Raw genomic sequence first — 21,076 nt, forward strand, 5'->3', positions numbered from 1 at the left:
TAGGTTAATTTGGTGCATCTCCACCTTTAACAGTTATACCCATAGATCTTGCAGTACCAGCAATCATTTTCATTGCAGAGTCAATAGTAAATGCATTTAAATCTACCATTTTATCTTCTGCAATAGTTTTGATTTGATCCCAAGAAACTTTTGCTACTTTTTTCACGTGTGGTTCTCCTGAACCCTTTTTTACTTTGGCCGCTTCTAATAATTGAACCGCTGCAGGTGGTGTCTTAATTACAAAGTCAAATGATTTGTCTTTGTAAACAGATATCACAACTGGTAATACTTTACCAGCCTTATCTTGGGTTCTAGCATTAAATTGCTTACAGAACTCCATGATGTTTACTCCAGCAGCACCTAAAGCGGGTCCAACCGGTGGCGACGGATTCGCTGCACCTCCCCTTACTTGTAGTTTAACTACTTTTCCTAATTCTTTTGCCATTTTGAATAATTTAGTTTTGTGTTCTTATTAAGTGGAAGCCTAAAGGAACACTTATCTCTAGTGTAACAATTATTAAATTTTTTCTACTTGCATATAGCTTAATTCTAATGGTGTTTTTCTTCCAAAAATTTTAACCATTACTTCAAGCTTACGCTTTTCTTCATTGATATTTTCAATAGTACCGTCAAATCCATTAAAAGGACCATCAATTACTTTAACAGTTTCTCCTTTTGTAAATGGAATCGCAACATTAACATCCGCATCTACTGACAACTCATCCACTTTACCTAACATTCTATTAACTTCAGATTGTCTTAATGGTAAAGGATCTCCTCCTTTAGTTGCTCCTAAAAAACCAATTACGTTAGTTATTGATTTAATAATATGTGGAATCTCTCCGGTTAGGTTTGCCTTAATCATAATATAACCACTGAAGTAAACTTTTTCTTTGTTTACTTTTTTACCGTTTCTTATCTGAACTACTTTTTCTGTAGGCACTAGTACTTGTTCTACATAATCTTGCAAACCTAGTCTAGCTATTTCATTTTCGATATAGGTCTTAATTTTATTTTCTTGACCACTTACCGCTCTGACTACATACCATTTTTTTTCTCCTACCTCAGCCATAATTTTTTATCCTATAAGATTAAAGTATAAACTAATTACCTTACTAAAAACGGTATCAATTCCCCAAATAGCTAAAGAAAAAATAATTGAAAAAACAGCCACAAGGATAGTTAAACTTTGCGCTTCAGACCAAGGTGTCCAAGTCACATTATTTTTTAACTCTCCAAATGATTCTTTTATGTAGTTTACTATTCCAGCCATATTTTATTATTTAATGTCTTCAAAATGAGCGGACAACTTATTACTATTTAACAAGAGATAAACACTTGTTTAACTATTGCACGGGTTGAGAGACTCGAACTCCCGACACCTGGTTTTGGAGACCAGTGCTCTACCAACTGAGCTAAACCCGTAAATATAAATCAAGGCACTTCGAAAAACGAAGCACCTTAATTCTATATTTATTAAACTATAATTTAGTCTAAAATCTCAGTTACCTGACCAGCTCCAACTGTTCTACCACCTTCACGAATCGCGAAACGTAATCCAACATTCATTGCAATTGGTTGAATTAACTCAACAGTAATTGTTAAGTTATCACCAGGCATTACCATCTCTACTCCAGAAGGAAGCGCAATATTTCCTGTTACGTCAGTTGTACGTACGTAGAACTGTGGACGGTAGTTATTATGGAATGGAGTGTGACGTCCACCTTCTTCCTTTTTAAGGATATAAACCTCAGCTTTAAATTTAGCGTGTGGTGTTACAGATCCTGGCTTAGTAATTACCATACCTCTAGAGATTTGAGACTTCTCAATACCTCTTAATAAGATACCAGCGTTATCACCAGCTTCACCTCTATCTAATATTTGACGGAACATCTCGATTCCTGTAATTGTAGAAGTTAATTTCTCAGCACCCATACCGATAATTTCTACAGGGTCTCCAGTATTAGCTACACCGGTCTCAATACGACCAGTAGCAACAGTACCACGACCTGTAATTGAAAATACGTCTTCGATTGGCATTAAGAAAGGCTTATCCATATCACGAACTGGCTCTTCAATCCAAGTATCTACAGCTTCCATTAATTCCATTACAGTATCAACCCACTTTTGCTCTCCATTTAAAGCACCTAAGGCAGAACCTGAAACAACAGGTCCATTATCACCATCGTACTCATAGAACGATAATAATTCTCTAACCTCCATATCAACTAACTCTAATAGCTCTTCATCATCAACCATATCCACTTTATTTAAGAATACAACGATTCTTGGGATACCAACCTGACGTCCTAATAAGATATGCTCACGAGTTTGTGGCATTGGACCATCTGTTGCAGCTACTACTAATATAGCACCATCCATTTGAGCAGCACCAGTTACCATGTTTTTTACGTAATCGGCGTGACCTGGACAATCTACGTGTGCATAGTGACGATTTGCTGTTTGATATTCTACGTGTGAAGTATTAATAGTAATACCTCTTTCTTTTTCTTCAGGAGCGTTATCGATAGTATCGAAATCTCTTGCTTCTGATAAACCTGCATCAGCTAATACTTTAGTAATAGCAGCAGTTAAAGTTGTTTTACCGTGATCTACGTGTCCAATTGTACCAATATTTAAGTGTGGTTTTGAACGATCGAAAGTTGCCTTTGCCATGTTTTAATAATTTAATCTTAGTTATATAATAATATTAGTGTATTCTAAATTAATCTTTAAAAAGAGCCAATGACGGGATTTGAACCCGTGACCTCTTCCTTACCAAGGAAACGCTCTACCCCTGAGCTACACCGGCTTAAATAATTAGAGCGAGAGACCGGGTTCGAACCGGCGACATTCAGCTTGGAAGGCTGACGCTCTACCAACTGAGCTACTCTCGCAATTATTTAAAATCCTTTAATGTTTAAAATATCTTTAAAAAAAGTGGGGAGAGCAGGATTCGAACCTGCGAAGACGTAGTCAGCAGATTTACAGTCTGCCCTCGTTGGCCGCTTGAGTATCTCCCCAATTTTAAACTTTTCACTCTAATAAAGAACTTATAAAGTCAAATTGAAATTAATCAATTTTTCCTTATTTAAGAGCCGATGGAGGGACTCGAACCCACGACCTGCTGATTACAAATCAGCTGCTCTAGCCAGCTGAGCTACATCGGCTTTTTGCTGCAATTTTTAGTTATAAAAAAAGCCCGCTATTTCTAACGGACTGCAAATGTAAATATTTATTTATTTATTCAAAACATTTTTTCAAAATATTTTAAAATTTTTCTCTTAATTTTTGTTTTCGCTTTTTTAATTGCCTTTCTAAAGAAGCTACAGCCACATCAACTCCTTCCTCAAAAGACTTACAATGTTTTTTTACTATTAAACTATCGCCTGGCACATTTAGTTTAGCTTCAAATATTTTATTTAGTTTATCACTTCTTTTTTCTACTTTTAAATAGACTTCTGACTGTATTACTTTATCATAATACATTTCTAATTTATTCATTCTTTTTTGAATAAAGTCTAACAGTTTTTGATCTGCATTAAAATTAATTGCTTGAGTGTTTACCTTCATACTTGAGATTTTAGTGGTTAAACATTTATTTTTTGCTTCTTGGATGCGCTTTAGCATATACTTTTTTTAACTCTGCTATACTATTATGTGTATAGACTTGAGTGGCTGCTAAACTTGAGTGCCCTAACAGCTCTTTTACTGCATTCAACTCGGCACCTTGATTTAAAAGATGAGTTGCAAATGAATGCCTAAGAATATGCGGACTTTTTTTCACCTTACTTGAAGCTAAACTAAAATAATCATTTATTATTCTGTATACAAGGGTTTCATAAATTTTAACGCCTTTTTTTGTAAGGAACAAATACTCGTTATTTGAAATATTTTCTAATTGGTTTCTTTGAATTAAATACTTACTAATACTTTCTGTGACTAATTTTAATAAAGGAATGACACGTTCTTTATTTCTTTTTCCTAAAATTTTTATGGTTTTATTTTCTAAATCGACATCTTTTAATTTGATATTTATAAGTTCTATTCGTCTTATTCCTGTAGAATAAAATAGTTCTATGATGAGTTTATTTCTAATACCCTCAAAAGATTGATTGTGGTTTATTTGATCTAATACATCAGCAACCTCTTGTTCTGAAAAAGGTATTTGTACTTTTTTTCTTGTTTTGAGCGCTTTGTGTTTTGCAAGAGGATTAATTTTTATTTCTTCAATTTTTAATAGGAATTTGAAAAAACTATTTAAAGCAGAAATCTTTCGGTTTATACTTCTATTAGATATTTTTTTTTCCACTAATCTGACTATCCAAGTCCTGATTTGTGAATAGTTAACTTCTTTTATTGTATTGTCTGAGCTTTCTTCATTTAGAAAATCTAGGAATGACTGAATATCTTTATTGTAAGCATTTACTGTTAGCTCTGAATATTTTTTTTCGAGTAATAAATAATCTAAAAAAGCTTTTAACAACATAAAATTTAGTATCTATTAAGTAATGTATAAATATACTATTTTGAAATGGATTGTTTGTAAAACAAAAATCCCACTAAAATTAGTGGGATTTTGAATGTATAGAATCTACAATTAGATTGCTTCTTGATCTTTTAAATGTTGCACATACTGAGCTTTTTGAATCTTAGCTCTTTTTTCTACAGAGGGTTTAGTAAATTGTTTACGACCTTGTAAAGCTCTACGCGTTCCAGTTTTATCAAACTTACGTTTGTAACGTTTTAACGCTCTTTCTATATTTTCTCCGTCTTTTAATGGAATTATTAACATAGTGTCTTAACCTCCTCTCTTTTTAAAATTTTGAGGTGCAAATATAAAAAGTATTTTAAATTAAACAATTAAAAATAATTATTGCTTGAACAGTGTCGAACGCTTTGTCAAATCTTTAATTAGTTTTTCATCCTCTTCACTTTCTAATAAGGTATTGTAGTTTTCCCAAAACTCTTTATCATAAGGTTTTATTGAAAAGATATCTGCATCCCATTGTTGTTGTAAAGCTGTATCTACTATTTCTTCATCTTGAATGATTTCTGTAAATAATATTTCTTGAACCGTATAATAATAGCGTTCTTCTTTATTAAAAAGAGCTTCTTCTTCTTTGTCTATTTTTCCTGTTGGCTTATACCCTACATTAACCAACTTAGGCGTTTCGTAATAGATATAATTAGGATACATTTTGTCTTGATACTCCATGTAAGAGATAACCAATTTGTGATTGATTTGGGTATCAAATAAAGTTTTACTTCTACTTTTCTGAGCGTTAGATCCTGCTTTTAATTGATATTCTATCTTCTTAATAGCAAAATTATCCCAATAAATGTAGATCCAACCGTCTGCAATATAACCTTCGTTATAAATACCTTCTGTATTTAAACCAACAAAGTCATCACTTTTATTGATTTTTATTTTGTAGATTTTTCTTTCGTTATCAACTAAAATAGTATCTAATTTAAATTGGTGAGTTTTTAAAATATCTTCGCCTAATAATGCTTTTGGGCTTTTAGAGTTTCTAACTAGATTAAGCTTTCCTTTAAACAAGTTTTCTAATCCGTTAACACGTGTATCGTTCCATTTAATTGCTTTAACTAATGAGGACTTTTTAATTGTATCCCTTTTTAAATTTTTAGGTTTTAAGTTAACGTTAGCATTATACTTTAGGTAAGTAGAGTATGAAAATAGACTATCTACATCACGTAAATCGTAACTTTTTCTAACCTGATCGACGTTAATTTTCATATTATCTTTTCCGCCAGACACATAGCTTGAATCGTCATATAAAGTAATAGCACTTTCTATTAACCATTTAAATTGTTTTTTGTTACGCTCTTTGTGTCTTAAAAATCCTTTTTGAAGGTAAGGTTGTTCTGGAAGGTTACTTTGAAGCTTCTCTAATGCACGTAACACAATATCATTACCAGTTGTTGGTCTGTTTTCCGCAACGATTAATACCTCATCTAAAGAGGCTACATCTTCTTCTAAAAGAATATCCAACTCGTTATCAAATTGATCGATAGTCGTTTTATAACTTTTATAACCTATTGAAGAAATTACAATGGTATCCGTAACATATTCACTAGGTACTAATAATACAAACTTACCGTCTGCATTGGTTATAGTTCCAATAGTTGTGTTTTGGATATACACACTTGCATTTTCTATAGGAACCATCGTCATAAAATCGGCTACCTTATTTTTAAGTTCGGTTTGTGCAAGTGTAGATGATGTAATTAGCAAAAAAAAGATAATTGCTAATTGTTTGATTTGGGTGAATTTCATTTTAAAATTTTTTTTACTTAGTCGCTGGTTTATAATCTTTACCATCAATAACCATTTTAGCGATTATTTCTCTAAGTATCTCAGAGGTACCACCACCAATTGGTCCTAGTCTACTATCTCGCAATAGTCGTGCCAATGGATACTCTTCCATATAACCATAACCTCCTAAAAACTGAAGGCAATCATAAATGACTTCGTCTGCCATTTTTGTAGATTTTAATTTAGACATGGTTGCTTCTTTAACCACATATTCACCTTTGTCTAATCTATAAGTGATTGCATAATTAAAAGATTTACAAATTTCCATATCTGCATAATGGTCTGCTATTTTATGTCTTAATGCTTGGAAACGGTCTATAGTTTTTCCAAACGCTGTACGTTGCGACATATAGTCTAAAGTATACTCTAAAGCAAATTGTGCTCTAGCATGAGCATTAACTCCCATAATTAAACGTTCTGATGCAAAATGCTGCATAATGTAACCGAACCCTTTGTTTTCTTCTCCCATTAAATTAGATGCTGGAATAGTTACATTATCAAAAGCAATTTCTCCAGTATCTGATGCTCTCCAACCCAATTTATCTAGTTTAGTCGCAGATACACCAGGAGTATCTCTATCTATTAAAAAAATACTTATTCCTTTATTACCCAGCTCTGGTTTAGTCTTTGCTGCTATTACTAAGTAGTCACTATATACACCGTTAGTAATAAACGTTTTAGATCCGTTTATTACATAATTGTCACCTTTTTTAACTGCTGTGGTACGCATACCTGCTACATCACTTCCACCAAATGGTTCTGTAATACATAAGCAACCTATCATGTCACCTGCAATACTTGCTGTAAGGTATTTTTCTTTTATGGCTTCGCTTCCTTCTGCATTTAAATGGGTCATAGCTAAATATGCATGTGCCCACATTGCTGCTGCAAAACCACCTGAATTGATACGTTGTAGTTCTTCTAATAGAATGACCATGTAAAAAAGGTCCAGGTTTAGTCCACCATATTGTTCTGGATAGTTGATTCCAAAAAAGCCCATGTCTCCGAACTTCTTCCAAATAAAGCGTTCAATTGTTCCTGTTTGTTCCCATTTTTCAATGTGAGGAATAACTTCTTTTTGTAAGAAATCGCGTAAGCTTTCTCTAAATAATTGATGCTCTTCTTTGAAGTACATACTTTCCATAGCTATGTTTTTTGATGATATTAATCGAGCTGTAAAGATAACTTAATTATCTCTAATTTTTTTACAGGAAAATCTTTAACTTTTGTTAATTCGTCTAAAGACTTAAACCCTTCACGAAGCGTCCTAGCCTCAATAATATTATGAGCCACCTCGTAGTCTATAAATTTGATGGTTACCAATTGCTCTTTTGTAGCATAATTTAGTGGAATTTTAGTAATACTTCTTGGTGTTTTAATACTAAAATTATCTTTTATATTTTGAATAACTTCTGGTGTTAAACCATATACTTCTTGTAATTCTATAAAACTATGAAAGCCATTAATTTTACGCCTGTATTTTATAATACGTTCTGCATACGATGGACCTATACCATATACTTTTTGCAATTGTGCAGCTGTTGCTGAATTTAAATCCAGTTTTTGAGCTTCTGTTTTTGGTGTATTTGAAAAGGGCTTATCAAAAGTTTGCTGTTTAGGCTTTGGATTAGTTACCCAATCTGGAAACTTAAAATAAGGTGATATTTTTGCCAAAAGCGAATCTGAGACTTTAGTGACTTGCTGAAACTGACTCACCGAATTAATCCATTTATCTTGTTTTCTGAAGTTTAATAATCTATCAATTTCTTCATTTGACATGCCCAAGCTATAGCCTTTATAGTCTGTGATAAAGTTTGGGTTAAAAGGGTAAATTTTTGGTTTTCGATTTTCAATCTCAATTGCTTTAAGCGAATCTATTTGATTGATAAATGCAGAAACCTCATGACTATTTGAAGAAAAATCATGATTGGTTTGCATTAGTTTTGGTAATACTAAATGGTAAAACCCTTGTATTAGAAGTATGATTATTAACAATAAAAAAATCCCACTTCGTTGTTGTTTAGAAAACTTGAAGTGGGATTTAAAATTCATATTAATATTATAAATTAAATCTTATTTTTTGATAGCAGCCATGTATTTACCTAGTTCTGCTCTAACTTTTGGAGCTAATATTACTAATCCAATCATGTTAGGAACCATCATTGCAAATACCATAGCATCTGAGAAACCTATTACCGAGTCTAAGCTTGCAGCAGCACCAATAATGACAAATACACAGAAAATAACTTTATAAGTATATTCTGCTTTTTTAGTTCTTCCAAATAAGAAAGACCATCCTTGAAATCCGTAATAAGACCAAGATATCATTGAGCTAAATGCAAATAAAACTACTGCAATTGTTAATACATAAGGAAACCAACTTATTACGCTACCAAATGCACCAGAAGTCATTAAAATTGCTTCTGCATCATTAGCAGGACCTGTTCCTGATAAAGATCCAGTAATAATTAAAACTAATGCTGTCATTGTACAAACTACAACAGTATCAATAAATGGTTCTAATAAAGCAACCATACCTTCACTTGCTGCATACTTAGTTTTAACTGCTGAATGCGCAATAGAAGCCGATCCAATACCTGCTTCATTTGAAAACGCAGCACGTCTAAATCCTTGCACTAATACACCAACAACTCCACCTGCAATACCTTCTGGGCTAAAAGCACCATTCCATATAGCTGCAAATGCACTACCTATCATATCATATTTAGCAAAAATCACAAATAAAGATGCTAGCACATAAATTAATACCATAAATGGTACAATTTTATCGGTTACTTTGGCGATAGACTTAATTCCACCAATAATTACTATTCCTACTAATATAGCCATTACCAATCCAAAAGCCCATCCATAACCATGTAATAAAGAACTATCTCCACCTGTAATGTTTTCTACTAATTGAAAGGCTTGATTTACCTGAAACATGTTTCCTCCTCCAAAAGAACCTCCAATCACAAATATGGCAAATAAGACTGCTAATACTTTACCTAATCCGCCTAATCCTTTAGATTTTAGACCCTTAGTTAAATAGTACATTGGACCACCATAAACGGTTCCATCTGCTGCAATATCTCTGTATTTAACACCTAAAGTACATTCTACAAACTTGGATGCCATTCCTAAAAAACCTGCAATAATCATCCAAAATGTTGCTCCTGCTCCACCAATAGAGACAGCAATTGCTACACCTGCAATGTTACCTAAACCTACAGTTGCTGACAAAGCAGCTGTTAAGGCTTGAAAGTGAGATACTTCCCCTTCATGATTTTCAATAGCTATTGTTTCTATATTATCTCCTCCAGGCGTTGAGTCACCTGCACCAACTAAGGATTCGTGATGATCTATATCGTCATATTTACCTCTTACAATATTGACCGAAGTAAAGAACCCTCTAAAGTTGATAAACTTAAAGTAAATAGTGAAGTATATTGCTCCTAAAATTAACGGAAATAATACCCAAAACACTTTTACTCCTCCTCCAAAATCTATTTGATAAAATATAATATTAACAAACCATCCTGTTGCATCTCCAAATTTTTCGTCAATGATTTTATCAATACCCTTATCGTCTTGAGCAAAGGTTATTAATGGTACTATTAGTGTTAAAATTGAAAGAAGATATTTCTTCATAATTAATTTATTTGTTAGTTAAATATTTAGTTAGGATAGCAAGATGCAAAAAAATGCTGAATTTTTAAAAGAAAAGCTGTTAAATGCTATTTACACATTTAAACTAGTCCAAACTAAAAACTGTATTTAATTTTTTAATTTGTTCTGGTCTACCAAGGACTATGACTTTTGAGTTTGGTACTAATTGTTGTTCTGCTTCTGGATTAACCACATAATCTCCATCTCTGGTTTTAAAACCAATAACATTGCAGCCAGTTTTGTTACGCAAATCTAGATCTCTGATAGTTTTTACAGAGGTATTTGGGTCGTATAAACGTTCTACTTGAACTTCTTCGATATTTATATTATTTTCTCCAACAATAGCCAAATTATCTATAAACTCAATCAAATCTGGAACAACAACTAAGGATGCCATATGGTCTCCACCAATACGGTCTGGTAAAATCACATTATTTGCACCTGCGAGTTTTAATTTTTCGTAAGACGTTTCTTGAGAGGCACGACTAATTATTCTTAAGTTACTTTTTATTTGTCTTGCAGATAATACTACAAATAAATTATCGGCATCGTTGGGTAACGCAGATATTAAAGTACTAGCACGATCTATTCCAGCTTGTAATAAGGTTTCGTCTTCATTGGCATTACCATATACAAAAGGCGTGTTTTCGTCTTCAAATTTCTCAATGATCGCTTTGTTTTTTTCGATAATAACAAAAGGTTGTTTGTGAGCTGACAACTTAGTCGCAGCTTGTTTTCCGTTTCGACCGTAACCACAAATGATAATATGATTGGACAGTCCATCAATTTTTTTCTGCATTTTCTTTTGTTTTAAATCTTCAAAATTACTTTTACTCAAAATAAACTCGGTTATAATGGCTAACGCATAACCTACAATAACAACACTGGTTAAAATTAAAAAAATGGTAAAAATTTTAGACGCATCATCTAAAGGATGTACTTCTCCAAAACCAACCGTAGTAATGGTTATTACTGTCATGTAAAACGCATCTACCCAAGTGTAATTAGACATAAATCTAAAACCTAACACACCAATTATTAAAACAGTTAATAAAAGTGCTATTGCTGTATATATTTTAGATCTATAAACTGCTATTAAAGGATTGGTCATAAATTTACAAGTCAAATACAGATGATCGTTTAGTGTATATTATATCTTTAATTCTTATCCAAAATGCTAAAAACAAATAGAGTGCAAAACCAAATCCAAGCGTTGCAAATGTCAAGTACATAAAACTAGTACGAACTACCTTGGCTCTGATACCAATACGATCTGCAATACGCTGACATACGTGATAACCTCGTTTTTGAAAATAGTGTAATGGTTTGTATAAAAATTGCATACTGCAAGGTAATTAATTTTGCGTTAGTATGGTATTACCTACAGCACATTTTAAACACAGATTGTTATCGCAATAGTTATTTTTTAACTGAATAATCGCCTGACTTTGTAATGTAGATTTAGCCTCTACGTTTAAGGTTTTAAATTTATCGACAATGCTGTTTTTTTCTGGTTTTAGATGTTCCATTACGCTAATAATTTCTTCGTCTATAGATTTTCCTTGTTGCTTAGCATAACAGAATTTAAGCGGAATAATGGTATTAATTAACAACAAATCTATAAACGCTTTAGTAATAGTTTTTTTACTGGTTTTTGATGCTTTTTCAAAGGTGTAATGCGTGTCCCAGAAGGAAGACGTAGAAATAGAAAACAACTTGTACAAATCCTCTACATGATCTAGTGCTATAACTTTTGAGAACAAGTTGTGATGCACATGATACAAATTAGCTAATTGCGATAATCTAATGGTCGGAAAATTAGGTGGACGTAATCTAAAAAACTGAAACGGAAGCACACCAGTATTCTCTAATCCAAACTTCTGCTTTAAAAACAAATACTCTTTTTGTAACGCTATGTAGTAAGCGTCTTGCACCTCTGCTTCTAGCATATTGGCTTGACCAAAAAATAAAGCTTCCAAACTCTGCAAGTTGGATTGTTGCTTTCTAACAATAGAAAAATCAAAACTATTAGCTAAACTTAAAAACGCCTCACTATTGACTTTTAAACCAAAATTTTTAGCTAGCAGCTTAAATAATACTGCTTCCCAATTGTTATTGGATTGTTGTAAAATAGCTTCAATATCTTTTGCTTTACGTTCTAAACGCTCAAAATAGAGACGCTCTAACCAGTTGTTAATGACGAATGGACTAACCTCAGCAATCGTGTTTTCGCAATTTATCCACGATTGTTTGCTATTAAATAGTTTGTGATAGTTGTTTAAAGCAGAAGTTTGGACATACTGTTTAATCTCTAAAGTTGGGATTTGTGTGTTGTCTTTTCTAAAGATGTTGGTGTCGTGTTCCCAAACCACATGCAAAATCACATTATCATAATTAGCATCCACCTCATGATTATGCACAAACCAATCGCTGGATTTAATGTGGATTTCTACATTTCCAGCCCATAACTGATTGTCTATAGTGAGTTGTGCATTAAAAAAATCTGGTCCAGCATGTTGGTTGTGTGTTCCAACGTGGTTAATAGTGATAGACTCTCCTGTTGTGGTTTTAAGGTTAGTGCTGTCCAATTTTTTAAGTTTCCAGAGGTAGTGTAGAAAATCTTCTTGCATGCATTAAAAATACACTTTTGATTTAAATTGAACACAAACTATAGTCTATTAAACACAGGAAATGTTAAAAAAAACGTTAACAACTATTTGTAAGCCATTCCTGACTAATTGTGCTAATTACTACATTTAGCCAGTATAACTAACTAATTATCAAAACAAAATGGCAAAAATTACAAAAATAAACGACGACGGAACCACAACACCATCTAATGACCAACCAACATTTACACCAAGTCCAGAGAGTGCCTCTAAAGCAAAAATGTTTCGTGTAATATCCATTGTATTGTGGGCAATTGCAATTGGTATTGAAATTTACGCAATACTATTATTACGCAAACCACCAATTAACATGACTTGGATGATTGTGTTTATAGTGGCTATGTTAATTCTGGTGGTAGTTGCTAACATCCTTTGGAAAAAAGCCAACAGACTAGATCCAGCGTCCGAGAAAAACAAAACCAAATTTTTTATTCAAAATCAATTAGGACTAATTATTAGTGTTATTGCGTTTTTACCGTTAGTAGTCTTAATTTTAACCAATAAAGATTTAGATGGAAAACAAAAAGGAATTCTTGGTGCTATTGCAGGAGCTGCCTTATTAATTGCAGGATTTACAGGTACCGAATTTAATCCAGTCTCGCAGGAGCAATATGCAGAGCAAACCCAACAGGTGCAAGATTTAACAGGCGGAAACAATGTGTATTGGACCAAGTCTGGTAAAAGCTACCATTTGTATAGCGACTGTGGTTATATTAACTCTAAGCGTACTAACGAGATATTTGAAGGAACCGTAGCCAACGCTAGAGAGTTAAAAAACATTACAGATATTTGCGACCGTTGTCAAAATAAAGCTAAAAAAGCAAAAGCTTTAGAATTGGATACGTCTACAGAAGATGAAGCTGCAGAATAGTTGATTAATAGCGTTTTTAAATAAAAAGAACTCACCACTTTGGTGAGTTTTTTTAAAGAATGAAAGAAAGGAATGATTAAATTATTTAAAAGCTCATCTTTGAATGGAATCATTCAAATCTTAGTTTCAACATATTGGTTATGGCACTTTGGTGAATTATTACATCTATATAATTATACAGATGTTTTATTTGTATTTATGTACCCAAATTGGTTACTCTTTATCTTCATATCATTTAGTTTGATAGGAATATCAATAGGCTTGACAGTTTTTTTAAAGAAAATAAAAATCAAAAGTGGATATTTTAAGTTAGTTGGTCTATTTTTAATTGGACTATTAATACATTTAATAGTAATATCTTAAAAATATTAAGTAATACAACATATTTAATTAATTGCATAAACATACGACTAACCACACCTAAATCCGTTATACAAAACCCACAAAAAAACTCACCATTACCATGGTGAGTTTTTTTGTTTTATGTTGCTAATAGTAATTGTTAGGCTTGAAGAGATTGCTTCGTGTCTCGCAATGACTGGTTGAGGGTTTAGTCGATGTATCCTTTTTCGCGCATCCAGTCGTCGTTAAACATTTTACCAACGTATCTGCTTCCATGGTCGTGGAATAATACCACAACCACATCGTCTTTTGTAAAGTGTTCTTTAAGTTGTAACACACCTTTTATGGCTGCACCTGCACTATTACCCAAAAACATACCTTCTTCTTTAGCAAGGCGTTGTGTGTACACGCAAGCGTCTTTATCGGTTACTTTAGTAAACCCATCAATAATATCAAAGTTGACGTTTTTTGGTAGGATGTCCTCACCAATCCCTTCGGTAACGTAAGGATAGATTTCGTTTTCGTCAAAAATGCCTGTTTCGTGGTATTTTTTAAATACAGAACCGTAGGTATCAACTCCCCAAACTTTAATGTTTGGATTTTTCATTTTTAGATAGCTTCCTACACCAGAAATGGTTCCTCCTGTGCCTACACCAACTACAAAGTGTGTTATTTTACCGTCTGTTTGTTCCCAAATTTCTGGTCCAGTACTTTTAAAATGTGCTTTACAGTTACTTGGATTGTCGTATTGGTTTACGTACCAACTGTTTTCTATTTCGGTACTCAGTCGTTTAGAAACCGAGTAGTATGATCTTGGATCGTCAGGTTCTACAGCTGTTGGGCAAACCACTACTTCTGCTCCTACTGCTTTTAGGATATCGACCTTTTCTTTACTCTGCTTGTCAGCCATTACAAAAATACATTTGTAGCCTTTTACTATAGCTGCCAATGCTAATCCCATACCTGTGTTACCAGAGGTTCCTTCTATAATGGTTCCTCCTGGTTTTAAGCGTCCATCTGCTTCTGCATCTTCTATCATTTGTAAAGCCATACGGTCTTTTACCGAGTTTCCTGGGTTAAAGGTTTCGTATTTTGAAAGGACTAGACAGGGTAATTCTGCGGTTAGTTTGTTTAGTTTTACTAAGGGTGTGTTACCGATAGTTTCTAATATGTTGTTTGCGTATTGCATGTTATATTTTTTGCTTCTGCAAAAATAAGTTAAAAGTTAAACCTTGAAAATTAAAAGTTGTTTTATTTTATTTCAAAGCATTAATCACTTTAGGAATTACATGTTTAAAGCTACGATTTGCAGTTCCTTTGCTTCTCACTTTGTTTCTGATTTTATTTTCTCTCTGTTCATTTTGTCTTGATACAAACTGCGCAGCAATCATAAGATCCATAAAAATGAATATTGGCGAATAAACGAACTAAAACATCAAGTCAAAAATAGGAAATTGCTAAAGCACCACTCACTATCGGAATTACATGCTTAAAGCTGCGCTTTGCAGTTCCATTCCTTCGTTCATTATTTCTGATTTTTGACGTTTTCCGACTATATTGGAATTTCAAGTGGGAAGAAAAATTTGAGGTTTGTTTTAGTGTTTGATGTTTTGATGAGGTTGCGTTAGCGGTAGTAACGACATCCTTTTTTGTGCGCGCTTATGTGCAAAAAAGATATAGTGGATGACGCGACCCTTGTGGTAACGCCCAAAAAAAATTAATCAAATCTAATGGCTTTGATTGGTGATATTTTTGAAATGATGTACGATGGTACTAACAGCATGAGTAGGCATAAAATAAATGTACCAATATTAAGTGCAATAATGTAGCCAATATTGATATACACTGGTACTGCAGACACGTGATACGTTTTTGGATCTAATGGGATTAATCCAAAGTATTTTTGCAGTAATAAGATACTGATACCTATGAGGTTTCCCCAGAATAGTCCTTTTAAAATCAAATAGGCTGCGTTGTATAAAAATATTTTGCGGATGCTTAAATTGGCGCTTCCTAGTGCTTTTAAAATGCCTATCATTTGGGTTCGCTCCAAAATGAGTACCAACAATGCGGTAATCATATTAATGCCTGCTACTAGAATCATGATTCCAATAATGGCATAAATGTTATTATCGAATATTTTAATCCACTCGAAAATAAATGGATATTCTTTATCTACTGTTTTAGCATTTAGATTGGAAGGGACTTCTTGATATATGGATTTTCCTGTAGTTTCTAGATTGTTGTAATTGTCTATAAACACTTCGAATCGTCCTACTTGATTGTCATCCCAATTATTTAAACGTTTGATGTGTTTAATATCACCAATAACGTATAATTGGTCAAACTCCTGCAAACCAGAATCGTAAATACCAACAATATTAAACGTGACGACTCTTGGTGGCTTGGTGGTGTCTTCTCTTAAAAAATAGGTATTGATTCTATCGTTAAGCTTAAGCTGTAATCTATTGGCTAAATATTGTGAGAGTAAAACGTCTTGATTTAGTTTTTGAGTGTAGTCTGGCAAACGTCCTTCGACTAGAAAATCTTTAAAATATTGCCAGTCGTAATCTGCTCCTACACCCTTTATAACCACATATTCAAAGTCGTTTTCTAGTCTTATTATTCCGGATTTAGTTGCAGTGCCTTGTATGTGTGTAACTTCTGGAACGCTTGTAAACTCTGGGTAAAAATCCTGATCTGTAGATATTGGTCTAATGCTTTCTTGCGAGTTGTTATTGTCGTAATTCTCAATAATGGTGTGACCATTAAAAGCAATTACTTTTTCTCTAATTTTTTGTTGTAAGCCAATTCCGGTTGCAATAGCAATCATCATTACAATTATACCTAATGCAATTGCTACGATACCAATTTTTATTATTGGTGCCGATATGCTACTTTTATACGCTTTACTGTCAATTATGCGTTTAGCTATAAAAAACTCGAAATTCAATTTAGACTATGAGATTTAATGTTTTCAAAAATACAGTTTTATTATTTGTTTTAGTATTAATTTCTTGTGCTTCTAAAACGAAAAATAATATTAGTGATTCAAGCGAGTTACTCACACAAACTAAGCAAGACAGCATTAGTATTAAGCTTGATCCGATTGTTGTTGGCGCTAACCAAACGGAAGGCTATTTACCTTTATTAAAAGGGAAACGTGTTGGAATTGTGGCTAATCAGACGAGTGTAATTTTTAAAGTGAATAGTGAAAAGTTAACAGTGAATAGTTATAGCCATTTAGTAGATTCATTAGTGTCTTTAAAAGTTGATGTTAAAACCGTTTTTGCTCCTGAGCATGGGTTTAGAGGAACTGCAGATGCTGGCGAAATAGTTAAAGATGGTCTTGATGTTAAAACAGGATTACCAATTATTTCTCTATACGGAAACAATAAAAAACCTACAGCAAATCAGCTTAAAGATATTGATGTCGTAATTTTTGACATCCAAGATGTTGGTGCACGTTTTTACACGTATATCTCCTCTTTACACTATGTTATGGAAGCTTGTGCTGAACAAAATAAAACGCTAATTGTACTGGATAGACCAAATCCTAATGGACATTATGTGGATGGTCCAATACTAGAACCTGAACATTCTAGTTTTGTTGGGATGCATCCAATACCTGTAGTACACGGACTAACTATTGGTGAATACGCACAAATGATAAATGGTGAGAATTGGTTAAAAAATAAGGTGCAATGCAACTTAACGGTTATAACAATAAAAAACTACAACCGCAATATGGCCTATGATTTACCTATTAAACCGTCCCCAAACTTACCCAATGCGCAATCCATAAATCTGTACCCTAGTTTGTGTTTTTTTGAAGGAACTACTATTAGTGTTGGACGTGGTACAGACTTGCAGTTTCAGGTATACGGATCGCCATATTTACCAAAAACTGATTTTATTTTTATACCACAACCTAATGAAGGAGCCAAATATCCTAAGCATGAAAATAAAATTTGTAATGGGTACAATTTAAGCGACGTGTCGCCTTTAAAAACTCTAGATTTAAGTTACTTATTGAATGCTTATAACACGACTAAAAATAAGGCTGATTTTTTCTTAAAGAATGGCTTTTTTACAAAACTAGCAGGTACTAAAACATTGCAAGAACAGATTGAAGCGGGTTGGAGTGCAGACAAAATAAAAGCCACTTGGGCAAGTGGCTTAAGTAAGTTTATGGATAAAAGACAACCGTATTTATTGTACTAAATCTATTGTTTATTTTTCTTCTCTTCTTCAAGTGCTTCATCATACTTTTTACCGTTAGGTCTTAAGTTTTCCTTTCTATATTCTTCTCTTGATTGTTTGTCTAAACCACCATTGTCAATATCAGAGATATTATATTTTACTTCTTTTTTATCAATGTCTTTAACAGTATTTTTCTTTTCTCTTTCTGCAATAGCTGCTTCTTCTGCTTTTCTTTTTTCAGCTTCAGCTAACGCTCTTTCTCGTTCTTCTTTTTGTCTAGCTTCTGCTAATGCGCGTTCTTTTATGGCTCTTCTATTGGCTTCAATTTGAGCTTTCTCTCTATCAGCTTTTTCTCTAGCTAATCGCTCTTTGTTAGCTTCTGCTAAGGCACGTTCTTTTTTAGCTCGCTCTTCAGACTCTCTTTTAATTCTTTCTCTCTTTTCGCGTTCTTCTGCTTCAATTTTAGAACGGTCTGGTCTAGAATTAACATTGGCTAAACGCGTATCTCTTTCTTTTTTAACTCTCGGCTTGATGTTTCTTTTACGTTGTTCGTCTTCAGATAAACTAGCTCTTAAAATATCTTCTTCCAAATCTGCAATAGCATTTTCTGGTTTTAAAATAACTTCTATTCTATTTAAAGAAATTGGGTATACAGCGTCTTCTCTGTAAGCTACAACAGTATAACGACCAACCTCAAAATGATGTAATGGTATTTTTGCTTCTTTACTACCTAAATCCATTAAAACCGACTCTTTTTGAGTGTGGTATAAAAAACTAAATCTAAAAATTTCTTTACTACTTTTAAGAATAATAGTATCTCCTGTTCTGTTTAATACGTGTACAAGACCTGCTTTAGTAGCGTTAACATTTTCCACTATAGTTGTTCTGCTTCTTGTCTGAGAAAAAGAAAGCGTACTTAACAACAGAGTTAAGGAAAGTAGGTATGTTATTTTTTGCCTAGTCATAATTACAAATTATATCATTACGCTAAAAATCAGTTCAAGGGGAAACCAAAATTATAATGAAATTGGGAGATTCCATATTAATCACTCAATAAAATAGCTATTATTAGCTAAACGACACAAAAAAGTCGATGAATAGTTAATTTATCTGATTATCAATGAATTAAAGCACGATATATGATTTTAGTAATAGATATTCAAAAAACATACCAATGCTATAAAATATTCTTGTTTATTTACAAAAAATATTGAAAAATCAATAATTCTTATTCTATGGTTGGCTTACGGTATTTATGAAACGGCTGCTTTAATAAGTGCTTTAAACTACTGTTTTCCGTCTCGTTTGGAAAAGTATCTACGCCATACACAATTTTGTCTCGATCTAAGGTCATAAACGTTCCAAATAATCGGTCCCAAATAGAAAAAATATTTCCGTAATTACTATCTGTATAAGGCAGTTTATAATGATGATGCACTTTGTGCATATCTGGAGATACTATAATAAAACTTAACGCCTTATCTACTGCTTTTGGCAATCTGATATTAGCATGAGAAAACTGAGTAGCTACCAAGGATAAGGATTGATATAAAAACACGATTGCTATTGGAGTCCCGACTATAAAAACTCCCAATAAAGTAAATGCAAACCGAATCATACTCTCTAAGGGATGATGTCTATTTGCTGTAGTGGTATCTACTTTATGATCACTATGATGCACCAGATGAATCATCCATAGTGGTTTTACTTTATGTTCTACATAATGTGCTAAATAGGCACCAAAAAAGTCTAAAAGTAATACGCCTAAAATGACTTTTAACCCTAAGGACATATCTGGAAGCCAATTGATAATTCCAAAATTATTTGCTTCTACCCAATCTGAGGTAAATAACAATAAACCAGCTAAGGCAAAATTAATAATAACCGTTGTTGCTGTAAAAAACAAGTTAGGCCAAGCATGTGTCCATTTTTTGTATTTAAAATTTACTAAAGGTAAAATACCTTCTAATAACCAAAATAAAGTGATACCTCCAATGAGTATAATGGCTCTATGAGGTGATGGTATAGTTTCAAAATAATTTATTAGGGTTTCCATTTATAATTATTATAAGTTAATTGACAATAAACTGGACTTTTTTAAGGTCGATTTGTTGTACTTGATCTCTCCATAATAAAGCTTCATCAATCTTTTTTAAATATGTAAATGTTGTATAGTTTAAGAAGGCAAATAGAGAAGCGTTTATATCATGTATTTTTAAGTCTTTATATTTTTTAAGAAGTCTTCGAGCTTTTTTAGGTTTTCCTAGTAGCAGCTCTTTTTTAACAATTAGCAAATCCAGCTTTTGCGTTAATGCATCTTTATTGTCTAAATCTGTATTCTCAAAAAATACTCTAGCTTCCTCTAAATAAATGTCTGACAAATTTATTATATCCTTCTTAATATTTTGGTTTGCATAAATAGCTGCTTCTTGATACTTAACACCTAATCTGAAAGCAGTAGAGAAATTTTTATCTTCAAAATAAATACCTAATTCCGGATTTAAAGAAGAAGTATTTAAAGCATAGTTTTTAATGATAAACGATAAATTTTGATCCATAAAATAATCCTGTGGTGAGGCATTTAAAATAAAGCCATTAGGATCCATAACTTTAAGATTATCATCATTAAATCTCTCTTCATAATTTAAACTTCGCTTTCCAACAACCTCTTTAGCCAGTTTATCATAACTAGACTCTTGAATAATAACTGGCACAAAATAGTCCCAAACTAATTCTTTAATACTATCATTATTAAACAACTCTACCACTTTAAATTTTCCATTGCTATCTCTTATTGCTACAGGATAAGAATCGTATGTGGCATCTTCCCAAACTGCTAAAATCATTTTATTTTTTGATAGTGCTAAGCGTTTGGCCAATTCAAAAGAGGTCAGCCATTCCTGAGAAAATGAGGTATTAATAGTAACAACACATAATAAGGTTAAGAGTAATATTTTTTTCATACTGTTAAGATAAAAAGAT

General features: G+C 32.8%; 21 protein-coding genes and 5 tRNA genes. 2 read left to right on the forward strand and 24 right to left on the reverse strand.

The features are described from left to right. Window positions 1-4: 4 nt before the first annotated feature. From rplK to Ollyesu_RS01610, 19 genes are all read right to left on the reverse strand, one after another. Window positions 5-445 carry a 50S ribosomal protein L11 gene (rplK, locus tag Ollyesu_RS01520; protein ID WP_028290297.1) on the reverse strand — a complete coding sequence of 147 codons (441 nt, stop codon included), beginning with the start codon at window positions 443-445 and terminating at the stop codon, window positions 5-7. 72 nt (window positions 446-517) lie between these two features. Then, complete coding sequence (nusG, locus tag Ollyesu_RS01525; RefSeq protein ID WP_111660186.1) at window positions 518-1,072, reverse strand: transcription termination/antitermination protein NusG; 555 nt, start codon at window positions 1,070-1,072, stop codon at window positions 518-520. A 6-nt stretch (window positions 1,073-1,078) separates the two neighbouring features. Further along, window positions 1,079-1,273 carry a preprotein translocase subunit SecE gene (gene secE, locus Ollyesu_RS01530; protein WP_028283620.1) on the reverse strand — a complete coding sequence of 65 codons (195 nt, stop codon included), beginning with the start codon at window positions 1,271-1,273 and terminating at the stop codon, window positions 1,079-1,081. A 79-nt stretch (window positions 1,274-1,352) separates the two neighbouring features. Further along, window positions 1,353-1,425: transfer RNA gene (locus tag Ollyesu_RS01535), tRNA-Trp, on the reverse strand. Window positions 1,426-1,488: 63 nt separating this feature from the next. Continuing rightward, the gene (tuf, locus tag Ollyesu_RS01540) at window positions 1,489-2,676 is read right to left on the reverse strand and encodes an elongation factor Tu (protein ID WP_279302053.1); all 1,188 of its coding nucleotides are present in this window, start codon (window positions 2,674-2,676) and stop codon (window positions 1,489-1,491) included. 64 nt (window positions 2,677-2,740) lie between these two features. Beyond that, window positions 2,741-2,812, reverse strand: a tRNA-Thr gene (locus Ollyesu_RS01545). A 12-nt stretch (window positions 2,813-2,824) separates the two neighbouring features. Then, window positions 2,825-2,897, reverse strand: a tRNA-Gly gene (locus tag Ollyesu_RS01550). A 44-nt stretch (window positions 2,898-2,941) separates the two neighbouring features. Further along, a tRNA-Tyr gene (locus Ollyesu_RS01555) sits at window positions 2,942-3,023 on the reverse strand. A gap of 73 nt (window positions 3,024-3,096) precedes the next feature. Beyond that, a tRNA-Thr gene (locus tag Ollyesu_RS01560) sits at window positions 3,097-3,170 on the reverse strand. A 100-nt stretch (window positions 3,171-3,270) separates the two neighbouring features. Next, on the reverse strand, window positions 3,271-3,573 hold the full coding sequence (raiA, locus tag Ollyesu_RS01565) for a ribosome-associated translation inhibitor RaiA (protein ID WP_279302054.1): 303 nt from the start codon (window positions 3,571-3,573) through the stop codon (window positions 3,271-3,273). A gap of 25 nt (window positions 3,574-3,598) precedes the next feature. Then, the gene (locus Ollyesu_RS01570) at window positions 3,599-4,489 is read right to left on the reverse strand and encodes a tyrosine-type recombinase/integrase (protein WP_279302055.1); all 891 of its coding nucleotides are present in this window, start codon (window positions 4,487-4,489) and stop codon (window positions 3,599-3,601) included. 111 nt (window positions 4,490-4,600) lie between these two features. Then, the gene (gene rpsU, locus Ollyesu_RS01575; protein ID WP_279302056.1) at window positions 4,601-4,795 is read right to left on the reverse strand and encodes a 30S ribosomal protein S21; all 195 of its coding nucleotides are present in this window, start codon (window positions 4,793-4,795) and stop codon (window positions 4,601-4,603) included. 78 nt (window positions 4,796-4,873) lie between these two features. Continuing rightward, window positions 4,874-6,301: a carboxypeptidase-like regulatory domain-containing protein gene (locus tag Ollyesu_RS01580; RefSeq protein ID WP_279302057.1), complete on the reverse strand. Its 1,428-nt coding sequence runs from the start codon at window positions 6,299-6,301 to the stop codon at window positions 4,874-4,876. 13 nt (window positions 6,302-6,314) lie between these two features. Then, entirely contained in the window at window positions 6,315-7,484 is a 1,170-nt protein-coding gene (locus tag Ollyesu_RS01585) for an acyl-CoA dehydrogenase family protein (RefSeq protein ID WP_279302058.1), read from the reverse strand. Between the two features lie 20 nt (window positions 7,485-7,504). Next, complete coding sequence (locus tag Ollyesu_RS01590) at window positions 7,505-8,392, reverse strand: helix-hairpin-helix domain-containing protein (protein WP_279302059.1); 888 nt, start codon at window positions 8,390-8,392, stop codon at window positions 7,505-7,507. Window positions 8,393-8,413: 21 nt separating this feature from the next. Further along, the gene (locus Ollyesu_RS01595) at window positions 8,414-9,991 is read right to left on the reverse strand and encodes an alanine/glycine:cation symporter family protein (protein WP_279302060.1); all 1,578 of its coding nucleotides are present in this window, start codon (window positions 9,989-9,991) and stop codon (window positions 8,414-8,416) included. A gap of 103 nt (window positions 9,992-10,094) precedes the next feature. After that, window positions 10,095-11,120 (reverse strand): potassium channel protein, encoded by a 1,026-nt coding sequence (locus tag Ollyesu_RS01600; protein ID WP_279302061.1) that lies wholly within the window; start codon window positions 11,118-11,120, stop codon window positions 10,095-10,097. 4 nt (window positions 11,121-11,124) lie between these two features. Next, complete coding sequence (locus tag Ollyesu_RS01605) at window positions 11,125-11,352, reverse strand: PspC domain-containing protein (RefSeq protein WP_279302062.1); 228 nt, start codon at window positions 11,350-11,352, stop codon at window positions 11,125-11,127. 12 nt (window positions 11,353-11,364) lie between these two features. Next, window positions 11,365-12,639 (reverse strand): DUF2851 family protein, encoded by a 1,275-nt coding sequence (locus tag Ollyesu_RS01610; protein ID WP_279302063.1) that lies wholly within the window; start codon window positions 12,637-12,639, stop codon window positions 11,365-11,367. A gap of 160 nt (window positions 12,640-12,799) precedes the next feature. On the opposite strand from Ollyesu_RS01610, the gene Ollyesu_RS01615 reads away from it, so the two are divergent. After that, window positions 12,800-13,549 carry a hypothetical protein gene (locus Ollyesu_RS01615; protein WP_279302064.1) on the forward strand — a complete coding sequence of 250 codons (750 nt, stop codon included), beginning with the start codon at window positions 12,800-12,802 and terminating at the stop codon, window positions 13,547-13,549. A 550-nt stretch (window positions 13,550-14,099) separates the two neighbouring features. Here Ollyesu_RS01615 and Ollyesu_RS01620 read toward each other — a convergent pair. Together Ollyesu_RS01620 and Ollyesu_RS01625 are read right to left on the reverse strand one after the other, a co-directional pair. Next, window positions 14,100-15,080 carry a pyridoxal-phosphate dependent enzyme gene (locus tag Ollyesu_RS01620; protein WP_279302065.1) on the reverse strand — a complete coding sequence of 327 codons (981 nt, stop codon included), beginning with the start codon at window positions 15,078-15,080 and terminating at the stop codon, window positions 14,100-14,102. Window positions 15,081-15,608: 528 nt separating this feature from the next. Beyond that, window positions 15,609-16,844 carry an FtsX-like permease family protein gene (locus Ollyesu_RS01625; RefSeq protein WP_279302066.1) on the reverse strand — a complete coding sequence of 412 codons (1,236 nt, stop codon included), beginning with the start codon at window positions 16,842-16,844 and terminating at the stop codon, window positions 15,609-15,611. Between the two features lie 8 nt (window positions 16,845-16,852). Between Ollyesu_RS01625 and Ollyesu_RS01630 the strand changes: the two genes are divergently transcribed. Beyond that, window positions 16,853-18,115, forward strand: coding sequence for a DUF1343 domain-containing protein (locus Ollyesu_RS01630; RefSeq protein WP_279302067.1), 1,263 nt, complete (start codon window positions 16,853-16,855; stop codon window positions 18,113-18,115). A gap of 2 nt (window positions 18,116-18,117) precedes the next feature. On the opposite strand, the gene Ollyesu_RS01635 is transcribed toward Ollyesu_RS01630, so the two are convergent. The 3 genes from Ollyesu_RS01635 to Ollyesu_RS01645 form a co-directional block, all read right to left on the reverse strand. Next, the gene (locus tag Ollyesu_RS01635) at window positions 18,118-18,969 is read right to left on the reverse strand and encodes a hypothetical protein (protein ID WP_279302068.1); all 852 of its coding nucleotides are present in this window, start codon (window positions 18,967-18,969) and stop codon (window positions 18,118-18,120) included. Window positions 18,970-19,322: 353 nt separating this feature from the next. After that, entirely contained in the window at window positions 19,323-20,150 is an 828-nt protein-coding gene (locus Ollyesu_RS01640; RefSeq protein ID WP_279302069.1) for a sterol desaturase family protein, read from the reverse strand. A 16-nt stretch (window positions 20,151-20,166) separates the two neighbouring features. Further along, window positions 20,167-21,057 (reverse strand): hypothetical protein, encoded by an 891-nt coding sequence (locus Ollyesu_RS01645; protein ID WP_279302070.1) that lies wholly within the window; start codon window positions 21,055-21,057, stop codon window positions 20,167-20,169. Window positions 21,058-21,076 lie beyond the last annotated feature (19 nt).

Origin of the sequence: Olleya sp. YS (assembly GCF_029760915.1) — a bacterium.
Classification (GTDB): Bacteria; Bacteroidota; Bacteroidia; order Flavobacteriales; family Flavobacteriaceae; genus Olleya.